General features: G+C 63.7%; 15 protein-coding genes. 13 read left to right on the top strand and 2 right to left on the bottom strand.

Annotated features, from left to right (window positions below):
- Positions 1-2: 2 nt before the first annotated feature.
- A complete protein-coding gene (locus JYG34_RS00590) occupies positions 3-1,184 on the bottom strand; it encodes an acyl-CoA dehydrogenase (RefSeq protein WP_213659072.1) in 1,182 nt (393 codons plus the stop codon).
- A gap of 166 nt (positions 1,185-1,350) precedes the next feature.
- On the opposite strand from JYG34_RS00590, the gene JYG34_RS00585 reads away from it, so the two are divergent.
- The 10 genes from JYG34_RS00585 to JYG34_RS00540 all read left to right on the top strand — a co-directional run bounded on the left by JYG34_RS00585 (position 1,351) and on the right by JYG34_RS00540 (position 11,173).
- Positions 1,351-2,250, top strand: a complete 900-nt coding sequence (locus JYG34_RS00585) for a LysR family transcriptional regulator (RefSeq protein WP_213659071.1) — start codon at positions 1,351-1,353, stop codon at positions 2,248-2,250.
- 438 nt (positions 2,251-2,688) lie between these two features.
- A complete protein-coding gene (locus tag JYG34_RS00580; protein WP_213659070.1) occupies positions 2,689-3,810 on the top strand; it encodes a Re/Si-specific NAD(P)(+) transhydrogenase subunit alpha in 1,122 nt (373 codons plus the stop codon).
- A gap of 11 nt (positions 3,811-3,821) precedes the next feature.
- A complete protein-coding gene (locus JYG34_RS00575) occupies positions 3,822-4,136 on the top strand; it encodes an NAD(P) transhydrogenase subunit alpha (RefSeq protein ID WP_008097413.1) in 315 nt (104 codons plus the stop codon).
- A 2-nt stretch (positions 4,137-4,138) separates the two neighbouring features.
- Positions 4,139-5,575: an NAD(P)(+) transhydrogenase (Re/Si-specific) subunit beta gene (locus tag JYG34_RS00570; protein WP_213659069.1), complete on the top strand. Its 1,437-nt coding sequence runs from the start codon at positions 4,139-4,141 to the stop codon at positions 5,573-5,575.
- Positions 5,576-5,761: 186 nt separating this feature from the next.
- Positions 5,762-7,255: an acetyl-CoA hydrolase/transferase family protein gene (locus JYG34_RS00565; protein WP_011531562.1), complete on the top strand. Its 1,494-nt coding sequence runs from the start codon at positions 5,762-5,764 to the stop codon at positions 7,253-7,255.
- A gap of 397 nt (positions 7,256-7,652) precedes the next feature.
- A complete protein-coding gene (locus JYG34_RS00560) occupies positions 7,653-7,865 on the top strand; it encodes a DUF1127 domain-containing protein (protein ID WP_213659068.1) in 213 nt (70 codons plus the stop codon).
- Between the two features lie 298 nt (positions 7,866-8,163).
- The gene (locus JYG34_RS00555; protein ID WP_213659067.1) at positions 8,164-8,481 is read left to right on the top strand and encodes a DUF2388 domain-containing protein; all 318 of its coding nucleotides are present in this window, start codon (positions 8,164-8,166) and stop codon (positions 8,479-8,481) included.
- An 89-nt stretch (positions 8,482-8,570) separates the two neighbouring features.
- Positions 8,571-8,864: a DUF2388 domain-containing protein gene (locus JYG34_RS00550; RefSeq protein ID WP_213659066.1), complete on the top strand. Its 294-nt coding sequence runs from the start codon at positions 8,571-8,573 to the stop codon at positions 8,862-8,864.
- A gap of 33 nt (positions 8,865-8,897) precedes the next feature.
- The gene (locus JYG34_RS00545) at positions 8,898-9,218 is read left to right on the top strand and encodes a DUF2388 domain-containing protein (RefSeq protein WP_134689020.1); all 321 of its coding nucleotides are present in this window, start codon (positions 8,898-8,900) and stop codon (positions 9,216-9,218) included.
- The gene (locus JYG34_RS00540) at positions 9,215-11,173 is read left to right on the top strand and encodes a DUF4105 domain-containing protein (protein ID WP_213659065.1); all 1,959 of its coding nucleotides are present in this window, start codon (positions 9,215-9,217) and stop codon (positions 11,171-11,173) included. Before JYG34_RS00545 ends, JYG34_RS00540 begins: the two co-directional genes overlap by 4 nt.
- 131 nt (positions 11,174-11,304) lie before the next feature.
- Here the strand turns inward: JYG34_RS00540 and JYG34_RS00535 are convergent, their stop codons facing one another.
- Positions 11,305-11,706, bottom strand: coding sequence for a GFA family protein (locus JYG34_RS00535; RefSeq protein ID WP_213659064.1), 402 nt, complete (start codon positions 11,704-11,706; stop codon positions 11,305-11,307).
- 268 nt (positions 11,707-11,974) lie between these two features.
- Between JYG34_RS00535 and JYG34_RS00530 the strand changes: the two genes are divergently transcribed.
- From JYG34_RS00530 to JYG34_RS00520, 3 genes are all read left to right on the top strand, one after another.
- The gene (locus JYG34_RS00530; protein WP_213659063.1) at positions 11,975-13,282 is read left to right on the top strand and encodes a CitMHS family transporter; all 1,308 of its coding nucleotides are present in this window, start codon (positions 11,975-11,977) and stop codon (positions 13,280-13,282) included.
- A gap of 72 nt (positions 13,283-13,354) precedes the next feature.
- Positions 13,355-14,125 carry a TerC family protein gene (locus JYG34_RS00525; protein ID WP_213659062.1) on the top strand — a complete coding sequence of 257 codons (771 nt, stop codon included), beginning with the start codon at positions 13,355-13,357 and terminating at the stop codon, positions 14,123-14,125.
- Positions 14,126-14,341: 216 nt separating this feature from the next.
- A complete protein-coding gene (locus tag JYG34_RS00520) occupies positions 14,342-16,000 on the top strand; it encodes a Na/Pi cotransporter family protein (RefSeq protein ID WP_213659061.1) in 1,659 nt (552 codons plus the stop codon).
- Positions 16,001-16,017 lie beyond the last annotated feature (17 nt).

The following is a 16,017-nucleotide window of genomic DNA, read 5'->3' as shown; positions in this document are numbered from 1 at the left end:
TATTAATAGAACGCCTGGATGCCGGTTTGCGCACGCCCCAGGATCAGCGCATGCACGTCATGGGTACCTTCATAGGTGTTGACCACCTCGAGGTTGACCAGGTGGCGGGCCACGCCGAATTCGTCGGAGATGCCATTGCCGCCCAGCATGTCACGGGCCATTCGGGCGATATCCAGCGCCTTGCCGCAGGAGTTGCGCTTCATGATCGAGGTAATCTCCACCGCCGCGGTGCCTTCGTCCTTCATCCGCCCCAGGCGCAAGCAGCCTTGCAGGGCGAGGGTGATCTCAGTCTGCATGTCGGCCAGCTTCTTCTGGATCAGCTGGTTGGCGGCCAATGGGCGACCGAACTGCTGACGGTCGAGGGTGTACTGGCGCGCGGTGTGCCAGCAAGCTTCGGCGGCGCCCAGCGCACCCCAGGAGATGCCATAGCGTGCCGAGTTCAGGCAGGTGAACGGGCCCTTCAGGCCGCGGACATCCGGGAAGATGTTTTCTTCCGGCACGAACACGTTGTCCATGACGATTTCGCCGGTAATCGAAGCGCGCAGGCCGACCTTGCCGTGAATCGCCGGTGCACTAAGGCCCGCCCAGCCTTTCTCCAGGACGAAACCGCGAATGTCGCCGGCATCATCCTTGGCCCACACCACAAACACATCGGCAATCGGGCTGTTGGTGATCCACATCTTCGAGCCGGTCAGGCGATAGCCACCCTCGACCTTGCGCGCACGGGTAATCATCGAGCCTGGGTCGGAACCGTGGTTGGGCTCGGTCAGGCCGAAACAGCCGATCCACTCGCCGCTGGCCAGCTTGGGCAGGTACTTCTGCTTCTGGGCTTCGGTACCGAACTCGTTGATCGGCACCATCACCAGCGACGACTGCACGCTCATCATCGAGCGGTAGCCGGAGTCAATGCGCTCGACCTCGCGGGCGATCAGGCCATAGCACACATAGTTGAGGCCACTGCCACCGTACTGCTCGGGGATGGTCGCGCCCAGCAGGCCGACTTCGCCCATCTCGCGGAAGATCGCAGGATCGGTCTGTTCATGGCGGAAGGCTTCGAGCACACGTGGCGCCAACTTGTCCTGGGCGAACTGATAAGCGCTGTCACGCACCATGCGCTCTTCTTCAGTGAGCTGCTGATCAAGCAGCAGGGGATCGATCCAGTTGAAGCTTGCTTTACCGGCCATGTGTGGATGCCTCGAGAGAAGGTGGGGACGGATGTTCTTGTTGCATTGATCCTAGGCCTGTTCAGCCGTCGGGACAAACGAGGATTGCGCACGGTTTAGTGATATTTTCTCACTCCGTGATCAGTCAAAAGCCGCATTACACGGCAAATAAGTGAGGTTGACGTACATGCGCCGCAAGATCCCCAGCACCACGGCCTTGGTCTGCTTCGAAGCGGCCGCCCGGCACGAGAGTTTCACCAAGGCCGCCCAGGAGCTGGCCCTGACCCAGGGCGCCGTCTGTCGGCAGATCGGTGGGCTGGAAGCCTTCCTCAATGTGGAACTGTTCCGTCGCTCGCGGCGGGGCGTGAAGTTGACCGAAGCCGGGTTGTCCTACAGTCGCCAGGTGGCCTCGCAGCTGGACGCGGTGGAGCGCGACACGCTGTCGGTGATGCGTCAGCAGGGCGCCAATGTGATCGAGCTGGCGGTCGTACCGACTTTCGGCACCCAGTGGCTGCTGCCTCGCCTCAAGGACTTCCAGCAGCGCCACCCGGAAGTCACGGTCAACCTCACCAACCGCACCCGCCCGTTCCTGTTCGCTGATACACCCTTCGACGCCGCCATCTACTTCGGCGACGCAGACTGGTCGGGTACCCAGGCGCACAGGCTGATGGGCGAGAACCCGATGCCCGTATGCAGCCCGATGTTATTAGGCGGGCAGGGCGACCTCGGCGCGGGACAGATCGCCGAGCTGCCTCTGCTGCAGCAGACCACCCGGCCCTACGCCTGGCGGCAATGGTTCGACGGTCTCGGCATGAGCGTGGAGCGCGACATGACCGGCCCGCGCTATGAACTATTCTCCATGCTGGCCCAGGCGGCCATGCATGAGATGGGGGTCGCGCTGATCCCGCCATTCCTGATTCAGCGCGAGCTGGAGGAGGGCAGGCTGGTGGTCGCTAACAGGCATGCCCTGGCCAGCGACAAGGCCTACCATCTGATGATTCCCGAGCGAAAGGTCGAGTCTGCGTCATTGCGGGCCTTCCGCGACTGGCTGGTGGCCCAGGCGCATCAATATGCGGCGACGAACTAACGGGAAACATGGAAGCTGACCCCGTAGTCAATTATTTTGAACACCTACAGATATATGGATTTGTCGCAAATCCGTAATCTGTTCCACTATGCGGAAAAATCCGCATCAACCCTAGTAACCACGCGGCTTTGCGGCTTATTTTGCGACATTCACCAAGCCGTTGACGAAAACAGCTGAAAAAATTTCAAAATTTCTCCTAAGCTCCGGATAGCGCGAGTTTGACGGCTTCTTACCGATTCGTTGCGACATAGGGTCACAGGGTGACTTGTAGTTTTAACTTCGTTTCGCTTCAGAACCGGTTGAAGGCCCTCGGGTTCGTCTGCAAAATGCCTCCCCCGCCCCCGAATCAGGCGGAGTCGTGCTCTACGGCCGCCCAGCCGCACCACCCGAAGTGCGCTGGTTTCCATAAAAATAAAGGTCACCGCAGGAGACATAGTCGTGCACATTGGTGTTCCTCTCGAGACGCAGACGGGTGAGACAAGGGTCGCCGCGACCCCGGAAACCATCAAGAAACTGGTAGGCCAGGGCCATCAGGTCACCGTGCAACGGGGGGCAGGGCTCAACGCCAGCATTCCGGACAGTGCCTATGAAGCCGTGGGCGCCACGCTAGGCGAAGCCGCCGACGCCTTCGGCGCGCAACTGGTGCTCAAGGTGGTCGCGCCCAATGACCAGGAACTGGCGCTGATCAACAGCGCCAGCCTGCTGGTGGGCATGCTCAACCCCTTCAACAGCGAACTGATCGGCAAGATGGCCGAACGCGGCGTCACCGCCTTCGCCCTGGAAGCCGCGCCACGCACTTCGCGGGCCCAGAGCCTCGACGTGCTGTCGTCCCAGGCCAACATCGCCGGCTACAAGGCCGTGCTGCTGGCCGCCCATCATTACCCGCGCTTCATGCCCATGCTGATGACCGCCGCCGGTACCGTGAAGGCCGCCCGCGTGCTGATCCTCGGCGCCGGCGTCGCCGGCCTGCAGGCCATCGCCACGGCCAAGCGCCTGGGTGCGGTGATCGAGGCGTCCGACGTGCGCCCGGCGGTGAAGGAGCAGATCGAATCGCTGGGGGCCAAGTTCATCGACGTACCCTACGAAACCGATGAAGAACGCGAATGCGCCGAAGGTGTCGGTGGCTATGCCCGGCCAATGCCCGCCAGTTGGATGCAACGCCAAGCCCAGGCCGTGCACGAACGCGCCAAGCAGGCCGACATCGTCATCACCACCGCGCTGATTCCCGGGCGCAAGGCGCCGACCCTGCTCAGCGCAGAGACCGTGGCGCAAATGAAGCCCGGCTCGGTGGTCATTGATCTCGCGGCGGCCCAGGGCGGCAACTGCCCGCTGACCGTCGCCGACCAGGTGGTGCAGTCGAACGGCGTGATCATCGTCGGGCCGACCAACCTGCCGGCCCAGGTCGGCGCCGACGCCTCGGCGCTGTACGCCCGCAACCTGCTGGACTTCATGAAGCTGCTGTTCGACAAGGACGGCAACCTGGTCATCAACCTCGAAGACGACATCGTCGCCGCGTGCCTGATGTGCCGCGACGGCCAAGTCGTGCGCAAGAACGGCTGAGGAGCACGACAATGGAAGACATGCTGATTTCCCACGGGATCTACAACCTGATCATCTTCGTGCTGGCCATCTACGTGGGCTACCACGTGGTGTGGAACGTCACCCCAGCCCTGCACACGCCGCTGATGGCGGTCACCAATGCCATCTCCGCGATCGTCATCGTCGGCGCCATGCTGGCCGCCGCGCTGACCGTCACCCCGGCCGGCAAGGTGATGGGCACCCTGGCCGTGGCGCTGGCCGCGGTCAACGTATTCGGTGGCTTCCTGGTCACCCGCCGCATGCTGGAAATGTTCAAGAAGAAAACCAAGAACGAGGCGCAGAAGTAAGCATGAGCATGAATCTGGTAACGCTTCTGTACCTGGTCGCCTCGATCTGCTTCATCCAGGCGCTCAAGGGCCTCTCCCACCCGACCACCTCACGCCGCGGCAACCTGTTCGGCATGATCGGCATGGGGATCGCGATCCTCACCACGGTCGGGCTCATCTACAAGCTCGGCGCCGAACTGGCTACCGCCGGCATCGGCTATGTGATCGTCGGCCTGCTGGTCGGCGGCAGCGCCGGCTCGATCATGGCCAAGCGCGTCGAGATGACCAAGATGCCCGAGCTGGTCGCCTTCATGCACAGCATGATCGGCCTGGCGGCGGTGTTCATTGCCATCGCCGCGGTGCTCGAGCCGCAATCGCTGGGCATCGTCGCCAGCATCAGCGACCCGATCCCCACCGGTAACCGCCTGGAGCTGTTCCTGGGCGCGGCCATCGGTGCCATCACCTTCTCGGGTTCGGTGATCGCCTTCGGCAAGCTGTCGGGCAAGTACAAGTTCCGCCTGTTCCAGGGCGCACCGGTACAGTTCGCCGGCCAGCACAAGCTGAACCTGATCCTGGGCCTGGCGACCATCGCCCTGGGGCTGCTGTTCACCTTCACCGGCCACTACAGCGCCTTCATCTTGATGCTGGCCCTGGCCTTCGTCATGGGCGTGCTGATCATCATCCCGATCGGCGGCGCCGACATGCCGGTGGTGGTGTCGATGCTCAACAGTTATTCGGGCTGGGCAGCGGCCGGTATCGGCTTCTCGCTGAACAACTCGATGTTGATCATCGCCGGTTCCCTGGTGGGCTCCAGCGGTGCGATCCTCTCGTACATCATGTGCAAGGCGATGAACCGCTCGTTCTTCAACGTCATCCTCGGTGGCTTCGGCGGCGATACCGATGCCGGTGCGGCACAGGGTTCGAAGGAGCAGCGCCCGGTGAAGTCCGGCTCGGCAGACGACGCCACCTTCCTGCTGAGCAACGCCGACAGCGTGATCATCGTCCCCGGCTACGGCCTGGCGGTGGCCCGCGCCCAGCACGCGCTCAAGGAGCTGACCGAGAAGCTGACCCACAACGGTGTGACCGTGAAGTACGCGATCCACCCGGTGGCGGGGCGCATGCCCGGGCACATGAACGTGCTGCTGGCCGAGGCCGAGGTGCCGTACGACCAGGTGTTCGAGATGGAAGACATCAACGCCGAGTTCGGCCAGGCCGACGTGGTGCTGGTGCTGGGCGCCAACGACGTGGTCAACCCGGCGGCGAAGAACGATCCGAAGTCGCCGATCGCCGGCATGCCGATCCTCGAAGCCTTCAAGGCCAAGACCATCATCGTCAACAAGCGCTCCATGGCCAGCGGTTACGCCGGCCTGGACAACGAACTGTTCTACCTGGACAAGACCATGATGGTGTTCGGTGATGCGAAGAAGGTCATCGAGGACATGGTCAAGGCGGTGGACTGATCAGCCCTTCTATATATAGAAGCGCATAAGGCCCCCGGGAGATATTCCCGGGGGCCTTTTCGTTTGCTTGATCCAGATCAACGGCTCTATTTCCGGCCTTCGCCTACGACCATGGTCGCGGGACGGCACCAGGCGAAATCTCTAGACTGCGCTTCCAGTAGCCTCAGTAGCCCGAGATAACAATCCATGTACCGTGATCGTATCCGCTTGTCCTCCCTGCACAGCAAGGTAATGAGTGCGGCTGATGCCGCTGGCCTGATCCAGGACGGCATGACCGTCGGCATGAGCGGTTTCACCCGCGCCGGCGAAGCCAAGGCCGTGCCCCATGCACTGGCCGAGCGCGCCAAACAGTCGCCGCTGAAGATCAGCCTGATGACCGGCGCCAGCCTGGGCAACGACCTGGACAAGCAACTGACCGAAGCCGGCGTGCTGGCGCGGCGCATGCCGTTCCAGGTCGACAGCACCCTGCGCAAGGCCATCAACGACGGCAAGGTGATGTTCATCGACCAGCACCTGTCGGAAACCGTCGAGCAGTTGCGCAACAAACAGCTCACCCTGCCGGATATCGCGGTCATCGAAGCGGTGGCGATCACCGAACAGGGCCACATCGTGCCGACCACTTCCGTCGGCAACTCGGCCAGCTTCGCGATCTTCGCCAAGCAGGTCATCGTCGAGATCAACCTGTCGCACAACGCCAACCTCGAAGGCCTGCACGACATCTATATCCCGACCTACCGCCCGACCCGCACCCCGATCCCGCTGGTGAAGGTCGACGACCGCATCGGCAGCACCGCCATCCCGATCGACCCGGCCAAGATCGTCGGTATCGTCATCAGCGACCAGCCGGACTCGCCGTCCACCGTGCTGCCGCCCGACCACGAGACCCAGGGCATCGCCGACCACCTGATCGCCTTCCTCAAGGGCGAAGTGGACGCCGGCCGCATGAGCAACAACCTCGGCCCGCTGCAGGCCGGCATCGGCAGCATCGCCAACGCGGTGATGTGCGGCCTGATCGAGTCGCCGTTCGAAAACCTGACCATGTACTCCGAAGTGCTGCAGGACTCGACCTTCGACCTGATCGACGCTGGCAAGCTGAGCTTCGCCTCGGGCAGTTCGATCACCCTGTCGAGCCGCCGCAACGCCGATGTGTTCGGCAACCTGGAGCGCTACAAGGATAAGCTGGTGCTGCGCCCGCAGGAGATCTCCAACCACCCTGAAGTGGTGCGTCGCCTGGGGATCATCGGCATCAACACGGCGCTGGAGTTCGACATCTATGGCAACGTCAACTCGACCCACGTCTGCGGCACCAAGATGATGAACGGCATCGGTGGCTCGGGCGACTTCGCCCGCAACGCCCACCTGGCGATCTTCGTCACCAAGTCGATCGCCAAGGGCGGCGCGATTTCCAGCGTGGTGCCGATGGTCAGCCACGTCGACCACACCGAGCATGACGTGGACATCCTGGTGACCGAGGTGGGCCTGGCGGACCTGCGTGGCCTGGCGCCGCGCGAGCGCGCCCGGGTGATCATCGACAACTGCGTGCACCCAGACTACCGCGCCGCGCTGAACGACTACTTCGAGCGCGCCTGCCAGCGCGGCGGCCATACCCCGCACATCCTGCGCGAGGCCTTGAGCTGGCACGAGAACCTGGAAGAGACCGGGCGCATGCTCGTCGGTTGATCCACCAGGTGCATCCATCGCGGGGCAGGCCAAGACCTGCCCCGCGTCATGAATACTGTAGGAGCGGCTTTAGCCGCGATGCAGGCAACACCTTCGCGGGGTAATCGCGGCTAAAGCCGCTCCTACAGAGGCCGCAGCAAACATTAAAAACTGTTCTACTGTACTGGTAAAAGTCACCCTTCCTGCCGCGCAACTTCCTCATTTCATCAAGAAACGCACCATTATCGTGCAGACCAGTACAGTTACGTCACTTTCGAGTGTAACAGTAGGGTTACACAGTTAACTGAGCCATCGTATTACAGCAGAACTGTATCTACTGTTATGGACAACAGAGGAGGAAGATGGGCACCAGTTAAATCACTCCCTAATGCCGCCACAAGCGGAAGGATGACACATCATGGAACGTACCCTCAGTTCCGACCTGGTTTTCGAAAACGCCCAAGCCTCTAACGCCCCCCTGCCGCTGCGCGTCCTGTCCACTCTGGTACTGTGGCAGCGCCGCATGGCCAGCCGCCGCCAACTGGCGCGCCTGGACTCGCGCCTGCTGGCCGACGCTGGTATCAGCGAGTCGCAGCGCTACGAAGAGCTGAGCAAGCCGTTCTGGCGCTAAGCTTCGGTCGCCGACCGGCGTCGGCACCGCGAATTCAGAAGAACCCGTCGCAGGCAACTGCGACGGGTTTTCTGTTTGTATGGCCCGTATTAGACGCGTCACAACAGAAACCATAACAGTTTTGCATTAACAAATATCGGCAAGTACAGTTACGAATTGTGATGTTTCTCCGCCCCGAGCGGCAGAACCACGGCGTGTTACGCTTGTCCTACACGCCTGGAAGAAAACGTACCGCGACGAACCCAGGCAGCGTCCGATAAGCAGATCCACCCAGCCCCTGTGCAGGAGTCCCTCGACCATGTCCCGTAATCATCTGTTTGGCGCCGCCCTGTTGCTGGCCTGTGCCGGCGCAGCCAATGCCACCAGCTTCGTCGTCACCACCGATGCCGTGGTGGGCGCCGTCGCTGCCACCACCGACGCCACGTCCGACATTTCCTCGTCGTTCCGTGACGACAAGATCGTCCAGGCCGCCCGCGACGACGCCGCCAGCTTCGTCGGCAGCGAAGGCGCGATCCGCGGCGCCAAGCTGGAAAGCGCATTCATGCACATCCGCCAGCAACTGCCCGAGCTGCAAGCCAGCGACGCACAACTGGCACGCGCCATCCTCGCCCTCTGATAGAGCCGGCTCCACACCCGGATTCACTGGCCCTGCCCAGGGAATCCGGAGTAGCCTTCACAGCCCGAGATCATCGCCCCAGAAAGCCCATGCGTTATCTGTTGCCCTTGCTGTTCGCCCTCGCCGGCGTGGGAAGCGCCCATGCCATGGACGCCACCACCCAGGCACCGTTCCTGACCGGCTTCGTCACCAGCCAGGTAACCAGCGCGCCCTTCGACCGCAAGCTGGTCGCAGGCGCTCGAGACGATGCCGCAGCCTTCGTCGCCAGTGACGGCCTGATCCGCGGAGCCCGCCTGCAGGCGGCGCTCAACACACTGCGCCAGGGCTGCTCGCGGCACTCCGTCGGCGACCTTGAACTGGCCGAAGCGATTCTCGTCCAATAACCACACCACTCCTCGTATTCCCGGAGATGCTCCATGCGTAAACCGCTGATCGCCGCCACCCTCGGCATGCTGCTACTGGCCGACCTTGCCCAGGCCCACACCCTGGTGGCCACCAGCAACATCATCGTCCGTGCCTTCGGCCGTTCGATCGACTTCACCTCCGACACCACCACCTCGATCCGCGACTCGAAGGTCGTGCGCGAAGCCCATGACGACGCCGCCAGCTTCGTCGCCAGCAACGGCGATATCCGCGGCGCCCAACTCGAAGCCGCCTTCGGCACCCTGCGCGCCCGCGTGCCTGAAGCACGCGACGCCAGCGACCAGGTCCTGGCCGAAGCCATCCTCGCCCTGTGAAGCGCGCGCGTGCCTGGCTGCTCGGCTGCGTCCTGACGCTGCTCGGCACGCCCGCCCTGGCCGACCTGCAACTGGTGCTGCAGGCGGACGGCCTCGACCCACATCAACAACAGGCCAGCCAGGCGCTGCTCGACGAAGCCATGGCCAAGCTGCCACCGCGTTTCAAGCAACAGCTGGACCGCCGCATCCTGGTCAGCTGGAGCGAGCGCATGCCCGAGGACGCCTACGGCCAGGCTTCGCCGGTCGCCACGCTGGACCTCAATCGCCGCCTGCTGCCAAGCCTTGCCGACGGCAGCGCTGCCCGCGAGAAGACCAATCGCCCCCACGGCACGGTTCGCGAAGAACTGCTGGCCACGGTCCTGCATGAACTGACCCACATCTACGACCGCGCCCGCCTGTGGCCGGCGCCCGAGCGCCAGGTGATCTCGCGCTGCAAGCGCCAGCAGGGCGCGCTCGGCAAGATAGGTCTGCCGGAAGACTGCCGAGGCCAGGCAGAACGCCGCTTCACCTTGAGTGACGACCCGCGCCTGCTCGACCTGGCCGGTTGGCCGCAATACGTCGGCCGCCGTGGCGAGCGCGAGCAGCACAACGGTCAACTCGTGCGCAGCCCTGACAGCTACGAGCTGAGCAGCCCGAAAGAGTTCATTGCGGTCAACATGGAGTACTTTCTACTAGACCCCAGCTATGGCTGCCGCCGCCCGGCACTGAACCAGTACCTGCGCGACCACTTCGGCTGGGCGCCGCGACAAGACGCATGCGCCAAAGGCCTGCCGTTCCTCAACGCTGGCAACGACTTCGCCCGCCAGCCGCTCGGCGAGATCGACCCGGAGCGCGTCTACGAAGTCGACTACCTGCTCGCCGAAGCCAACCAGAACTGGGTCAGCCGCTGGGGCCACAGCATGCTGCGCCTGGTGATCTGCGCCCCCGGCCGCCCCCGTGGCCCAGCATGCCGGCTCGACCTCGACCAGCACCTGGTGCTGTCGTACCGCGCCTTCGTCAACGATGTGCAACTGTCCAGCTGGGATGGCCTGGTCGGCGCCTACCCCTCGCGCCTGTTCGTGCTGCCGCTGGGGCAGGTGATCGACGAGTACACCAAGACCGAACTGCGCAGCCTGGCCTCGGTACCGATCAAGCTCAACCGCGATGAAATCGAGAACCTGGTGCGCCAGGCCGCCGAGATGCACTGGAGCTACGACGGCAATTACTACTTCCTGTCCAACAACTGCGCGGTGGAATCGCTGAAGCTGCTGCGCAGCGGCACCGGCAACCCCCGCTTCAACGACCTGGACAGCATCATGCCCAATGGCCTGCTCGAGGTCATGAAGGGTAGGGGGCTGGCCGACACCAGTGTGCTGGACGACCCTCGGGAGGCGTTGCGCCTGGGTTATCGCTTCGACTCCTACCGCGACCGCTACCAGGCCATGTTCGATGTGCTGCGCAAGCACTTGCCGATCAAGCAGGCCGCCGTGGAAGACTGGCTGGCACTGGACGCCGAACAACGCAGGCAGTGGTTCGACCGCGCCGACCTGCGCACCAGCGCCGCCTTGCTGCTGCTCGAGCAGGCCAGTCTGCGGCGCCAGCTGTTGCTGGCCCAGGACGAGGTCAAGCAACGCTACCTGAATGGCCGTGCGCTCAAGGACGGTAGCTTCGACAAGGCCAACGAAACCCTGCAGGCGATGCTGGCCAACAGCGGCTTCCTCAGCCGCCCGGCTGAGTTGCTGGGGGCCGGTGGCTATGGCTTGCCACAACCTGAAGAGCGCAAGCAGCTGGAGCAGGTGAGCAGCGAGCGCCAGGCACAGCTGCTGCGCCTGAGCACCGACCTGGACCAGCAGGTGAGGGCGCTGCTGGGGCCGGAGCGGGGCCGGGAAATCAAGGCGGTGGAAGCCAATATCAAGCAGGTGGGCGAGCACCTGCGGGCGCTGCACAAGGCCGCCGGGGGCCTGCAGCTACCTTGATGTTGAATCGCACCGGCCCCCTGTAGGAGCGGCTTCAGCCGCGAAGCGGACACCGCGGTCCAGCACCCGCTTGGCGGGTGATCGCGGCTAAAGCCGCTCCTACAGGGAAGTACGGGACACAGACAGCGACGTTACAGGTGCTCTTCGTCCTCCGCAGGCAACCCGTCATCCACCTTCAACCACGGCAACCGGCTACCCACCCAGATATGCCGGTTCGGCCGCACCCGTTCCGGATGATCCAGCGTCGCCACCGTCACATCGATGGTCTGCGGGCTGAGAGTGGTCACCAATGCCACATGCGCGCCACAAAGCCCACAGAAATACCGGCTGCAGCTGGCGGGTGCCACATAGCGCTGCGGCGACCCCGATAACCACTGGAAGCCCTCAAGGGGCACGCTGACCCAGGTCACCAGAGTGCCACCACTGACCCGCCGGCAGATCGAGCAATGGCAATGGGCGACATCGCCCAGCTCACCCTCCAATCGGTACCGCAGCGCGCCGCAATGGCAGCCGCCTTCCTCGACATTCGACATCGAATCGACCTCCCGTCGCCTCGTACCTGGCGAAAGCTGGCTGAAAGCTTGCCCACATAGGATAGCGCCACCACCGGCAGCAGACCGGTCAGCCAGGGCCCCCGGAAACTTCCGCGCCCGGCCCAATCAACAACAACAATGGTGATTCTGATGTTTTCCTGTGCCCGCCTTTTCGCAGTACCCCTCCGCCTGCTCCTCGCGCAGCGCCTGACGCGCTGATCCGCCCGAATCGTCCTTCCTTTCGCCGCGCCACGCCTGGAGTACCGCCATGCTGACCTTCCTCGGCTTCGCCATGGTCATCACTTTCATGTACCTGATCATGACCAAGCGCCTGTCGGCCTTGATCGCCCTGATCCTGGTACCGATCCTGTTCGCCCTGTTCGGCGGCTTTTCCGCCAAGATCGGCCCAATGATGCTCGAAGGCATCAGCAAACTCGCGCCCACCGGCGTGATGCTGATGTTCGCCATTCTGTATTTCGCCCTGATGATCGACTCCGGCCTGTTCGACCCGGCCGTGCGCAAGATCCTCAAGCTGGTCAAGGGCGACCCGCTGAAAGTGTCGGTCGGCACCGCCGTGCTGGCCCTGGTGGTGTCCCTCGACGGTGACGGCGCCACCACCTACATGATCTGCTGCGCCGCCATGCTGCCGCTTTACAGCCGCCTGGGGATGAGCCCGCGGATCATGGCCGGCCTGATCATCCTCGCCGGCGGGGTGATGAACATGACCCCGTGGGGCGGCCCCACCGCTCGCGCCGCCAGCGCCCTGCACGTGGACCCGTCGGACATCTTCGTGCCGATGATCCCGGCCATGGCCTTTGGTGTGGCGGCGATCCTGGCCATCGCCTACTGGTACGGCAAGCGCGAGCGCGCCCGCCTCGGCGAGCTGCACCTGCCGACCGACGACATCGACCACAGCGAAATCAGCGTGTCGCAGTTCCCTGAGGCCCGCCGCCCGAAACTGATCTGGTTCAACGGCGCCCTGACTGCGGCGTTGATGGTCGCACTGATTGCCGGCCTGCTGCCGCTGCCGGTGCTGTTCATGATCGCCTTCAGTATCGCCATGATCGTCAACTACCCGTGCCTGCAACAGCAGAAGGACCGTATCGCCGCCCACGCCTCCAGCGTGCTGGCCGTCAGCGGGCTGATCTTCGCTGCGGGCATCTTCACCGGCATCCTGTCAGGCACCGGCATGGTCGACGCCATGTCCAAGAGCCTGCTGGCGGTGATTCCGGAGGCGTTCGGCCCGTACATGGCGGTGATCACCGCCATCGTCAGCATGCCGTTCACCTTCTTCATGTCCAACGACGCCTTCTACTACGGCGTACTGCCGGTGCTGTCGGAGTTCGCCAGCCACTATGGCGTCACCCCGGTGGAAATGGCCCGTGCGTCGATCGTCGGGCAGCCGGTACACCTGCTCAGCCCGCTGGTACCCTCCACCTACCTGCTGGTGGCCCTGGCCGGCATCGAGTTCGGCGACCATCAGCGCTTCACCCTCAAGTGGGCAGTGCTGGTGTGCCTGTGCATAATGTTCGGCGCGCTGGCCCTGGGGACGTTCCCGCTGTTCAGCACACTCTGAGACAACCGCATCACTCCACCGCAAAGCGCCCAATGCCCGGGCGCTTTGCCTTTACCGCTCGAAGGAATACACATGGAATGGCTGACCAGCCCGGAAATCTGGGTTGCCTTTTTCACCCTCACGGCTCTTGAGATCGTGCTCGGGATCGACAACATCATCATGATCTCGATCCTGGTCAGCCGCATGCCCAAGCACATGCAACCGCGTACGCGGATCTTCGGCCTGGCCCTGGCCATGGTCACGCGGATCATGCTGCTGCTGTCGATCACCTGGGTCATGCGCCTGACCGACGACCTGTTCCATGTGCTGGGCCAGGGCATCTCCGGGCGGGACCTGATCCTGTTCTTCGGCGGCCTGTTCCTGCTGTGGAAAAGCTCCCAGGAGATCTACCACGGCCTGGAAGGCGAGGACGAAAGCGCGGACGAGCCAAAAGGCGCGGGTGGCAAGTTCTTCTACACCATCATCCAGATCGCCATCATCGACATCGTGTTCTCCCTGGACTCGGTGATCACCGCCGTGGGCATGGTCTCCCACGTGCCGGTGATGATCGCCGCGATCATCGTCGCGGTGCTGGTGATGATGCTCTGCGCCGGCACCATCAGCGACTTCATCGACAAGCACCCTTCGCTGAAGATGCTCGCGCTTTCGTTCCTGATCGTCGTCGGTACCGTGCTGATCGCCGAATCGTTCGACGTGCATGTACCGAAAGGCTATGTGTACTTCGCCATGGCCTTCTCGCTGGCGGTGGAGGCGATCAACATCCGCATGCGCACGGCGATGGCGCGTAAAAAGGGCAAGGAGCATGACCCGGTGAAACTGCGCAAGGATATTCCGGGTCAGTAAGATCGGGCAGCGCAGCAAGACAGAGGGCCCTTCGGGGCCCTCTGTCATTTGCTCCTACAGGTTTCAAATATGTTTCGGCCATGCCAAGCTGGCACCTGCCGCGCAAAACAACTAAAGCTTCAGTGAGCACTGAAAAAACCGCCCACCCCCGGGCCAGGCTCGCCGCTCCACCCATTGGTCCCGCGCTGGGGCACAAGACAGAAGGGGGCCCCGAACATGCTGACCCTGCTCAACCTGCTATCCGCCGTCGCCCTGCTGGTCTGGGGCACGCACATCGTGCGTACCGGCATCCTGCGGGTATTCGGCGCGAACCTGCGCCGGGTGCTGAGCCAGAACATGAACAAGCGCCCGCTGGCATTCGTCGCCGGCATCCTCGTGACCGCCATGGTGCAGAGCAGCAACGCCACCGCCATGCTGGTCACCTCGTTCGTCGGCCAAGGGCTGATGGCCATGACCCCGGCCCTGGCGATCATGCTCGGGGCCGACGTCGGGACGGCGCTGATGGCCCGAGTGCTGACCTTCGACCTGTCCTGGCTGTCGCCGCTGCTGATCTTCCTCGGGGTCATCTTCTTTCTTTCGCGCAAGCAGACCCGCGCCGGCCAGCTCGGCCGGGTGGGCATCGGCCTGGGCCTGATCATCCTGGCACTGCAGCTGATCGTGCACGCCGCCGCCCCCATCACCCACGCCCAGGGGGTGAAGGTGCTGTTCGCTTCGCTGACCGGCGACATCCTGCTCGATGCCCTGGTTGGCGCACTGTTCGCGATGATCTCCTACTCCAGCCTCGCCGCCGTGCTGCTCACCGCCACCCTGGCCGGGGCCGAGGTGATCAGCCTGCCGGTGGCCATCGGCCTGGTGATCGGCGCCAACATCGGCAGTGGCCTGCTCGCCTTCCTCACCACCAGCCTGCAGAACAGCGCCGGGCGGCGGGTGGCGCTGGGCAGCCTGCTGTACAAGATGATCGGCCTGGTGCTGATCATTCCGGTGCTGCACCCGCTGGTGGAGTGGATGGACAGCCTGAGCTTCAGCCCGCAGGAGCTGGTGATCGGCTTCCACCTGCTCTACAACACCCTGCGCTGCCTGCTCATGCTGCCCACGACCAAGCTCATGGGCCGCGTATGCGATAGCCTGCTGCCCGAGCGGGAGAGTGGCAATGGCCATCATCAACCCCGCCACCTCGACCCGACCGCCCTGACCACCCCCACACTGGCCCTGGCCAATGCCGTGCGTGAAACCCTGCGCCTGGGCGACATCGTCGACAGCCTGCTGGGCGCCATGCTCAGTGCCCTGCGTGGCACCCAGGCCGCCATGCCGCAACAGGTGCGGGCCTTGAGCGAGGACGCCGAGGCCCTGTACAACGCCATCAAGCTGTACCTGGCGCAGATGCCGCGCGAAGACCTTGGCGACCAGGACAACCGGCGCTGGGCCGAAATCATCGAGCTGGCGATCAACCTCAAGCTGGCCAGTGACCTGATCGAGCGCATGCTGCGCAAGGTGCAGCAGCAGAAGACCTCGCAGCGCCGGGAATTCTCGCAGGTCGGCCTGGAAGAACTGACCGGCCTGCAGGAGCAACTGCTGGCCAACCTGCGCCTGGGCTTGTCGGTGTTTCTCACGGCCGACCCGGAAAGCGCGCGTCAGTTGCTGCGGGAAAAGCGCCGCTTCCGCGCCCAGGAGCGGCGCCTGGCCCACGCCCATGTCAGCCGCCTGCAACGTAAAGTGGTGCAGAGTATCGAGACCAGTTCGCTACACTTGGAGCTCATCGCCGACATGAAACGGTTGAACTCTTTGTTCTGCAGCAGTGCCTATGTGGTACTGGGCGGCACCGATACTGGCGGGCTGATGCTCGACAGCGTGCCGGACGAAGCCCGCCAACCCTGAATTCACCCACCCCGGAG

Origin of the sequence: Pseudomonas entomophila (genome assembly GCF_018417595.1) — a bacterium.
Taxonomy (GTDB): domain Bacteria; phylum Pseudomonadota; class Gammaproteobacteria; order Pseudomonadales; family Pseudomonadaceae; genus Aquipseudomonas; species Aquipseudomonas entomophila_C.
The sequence above is the reverse complement of the archived record's forward strand: the minus strand, read 5'-3'. Positions and strand labels throughout refer to the sequence as shown.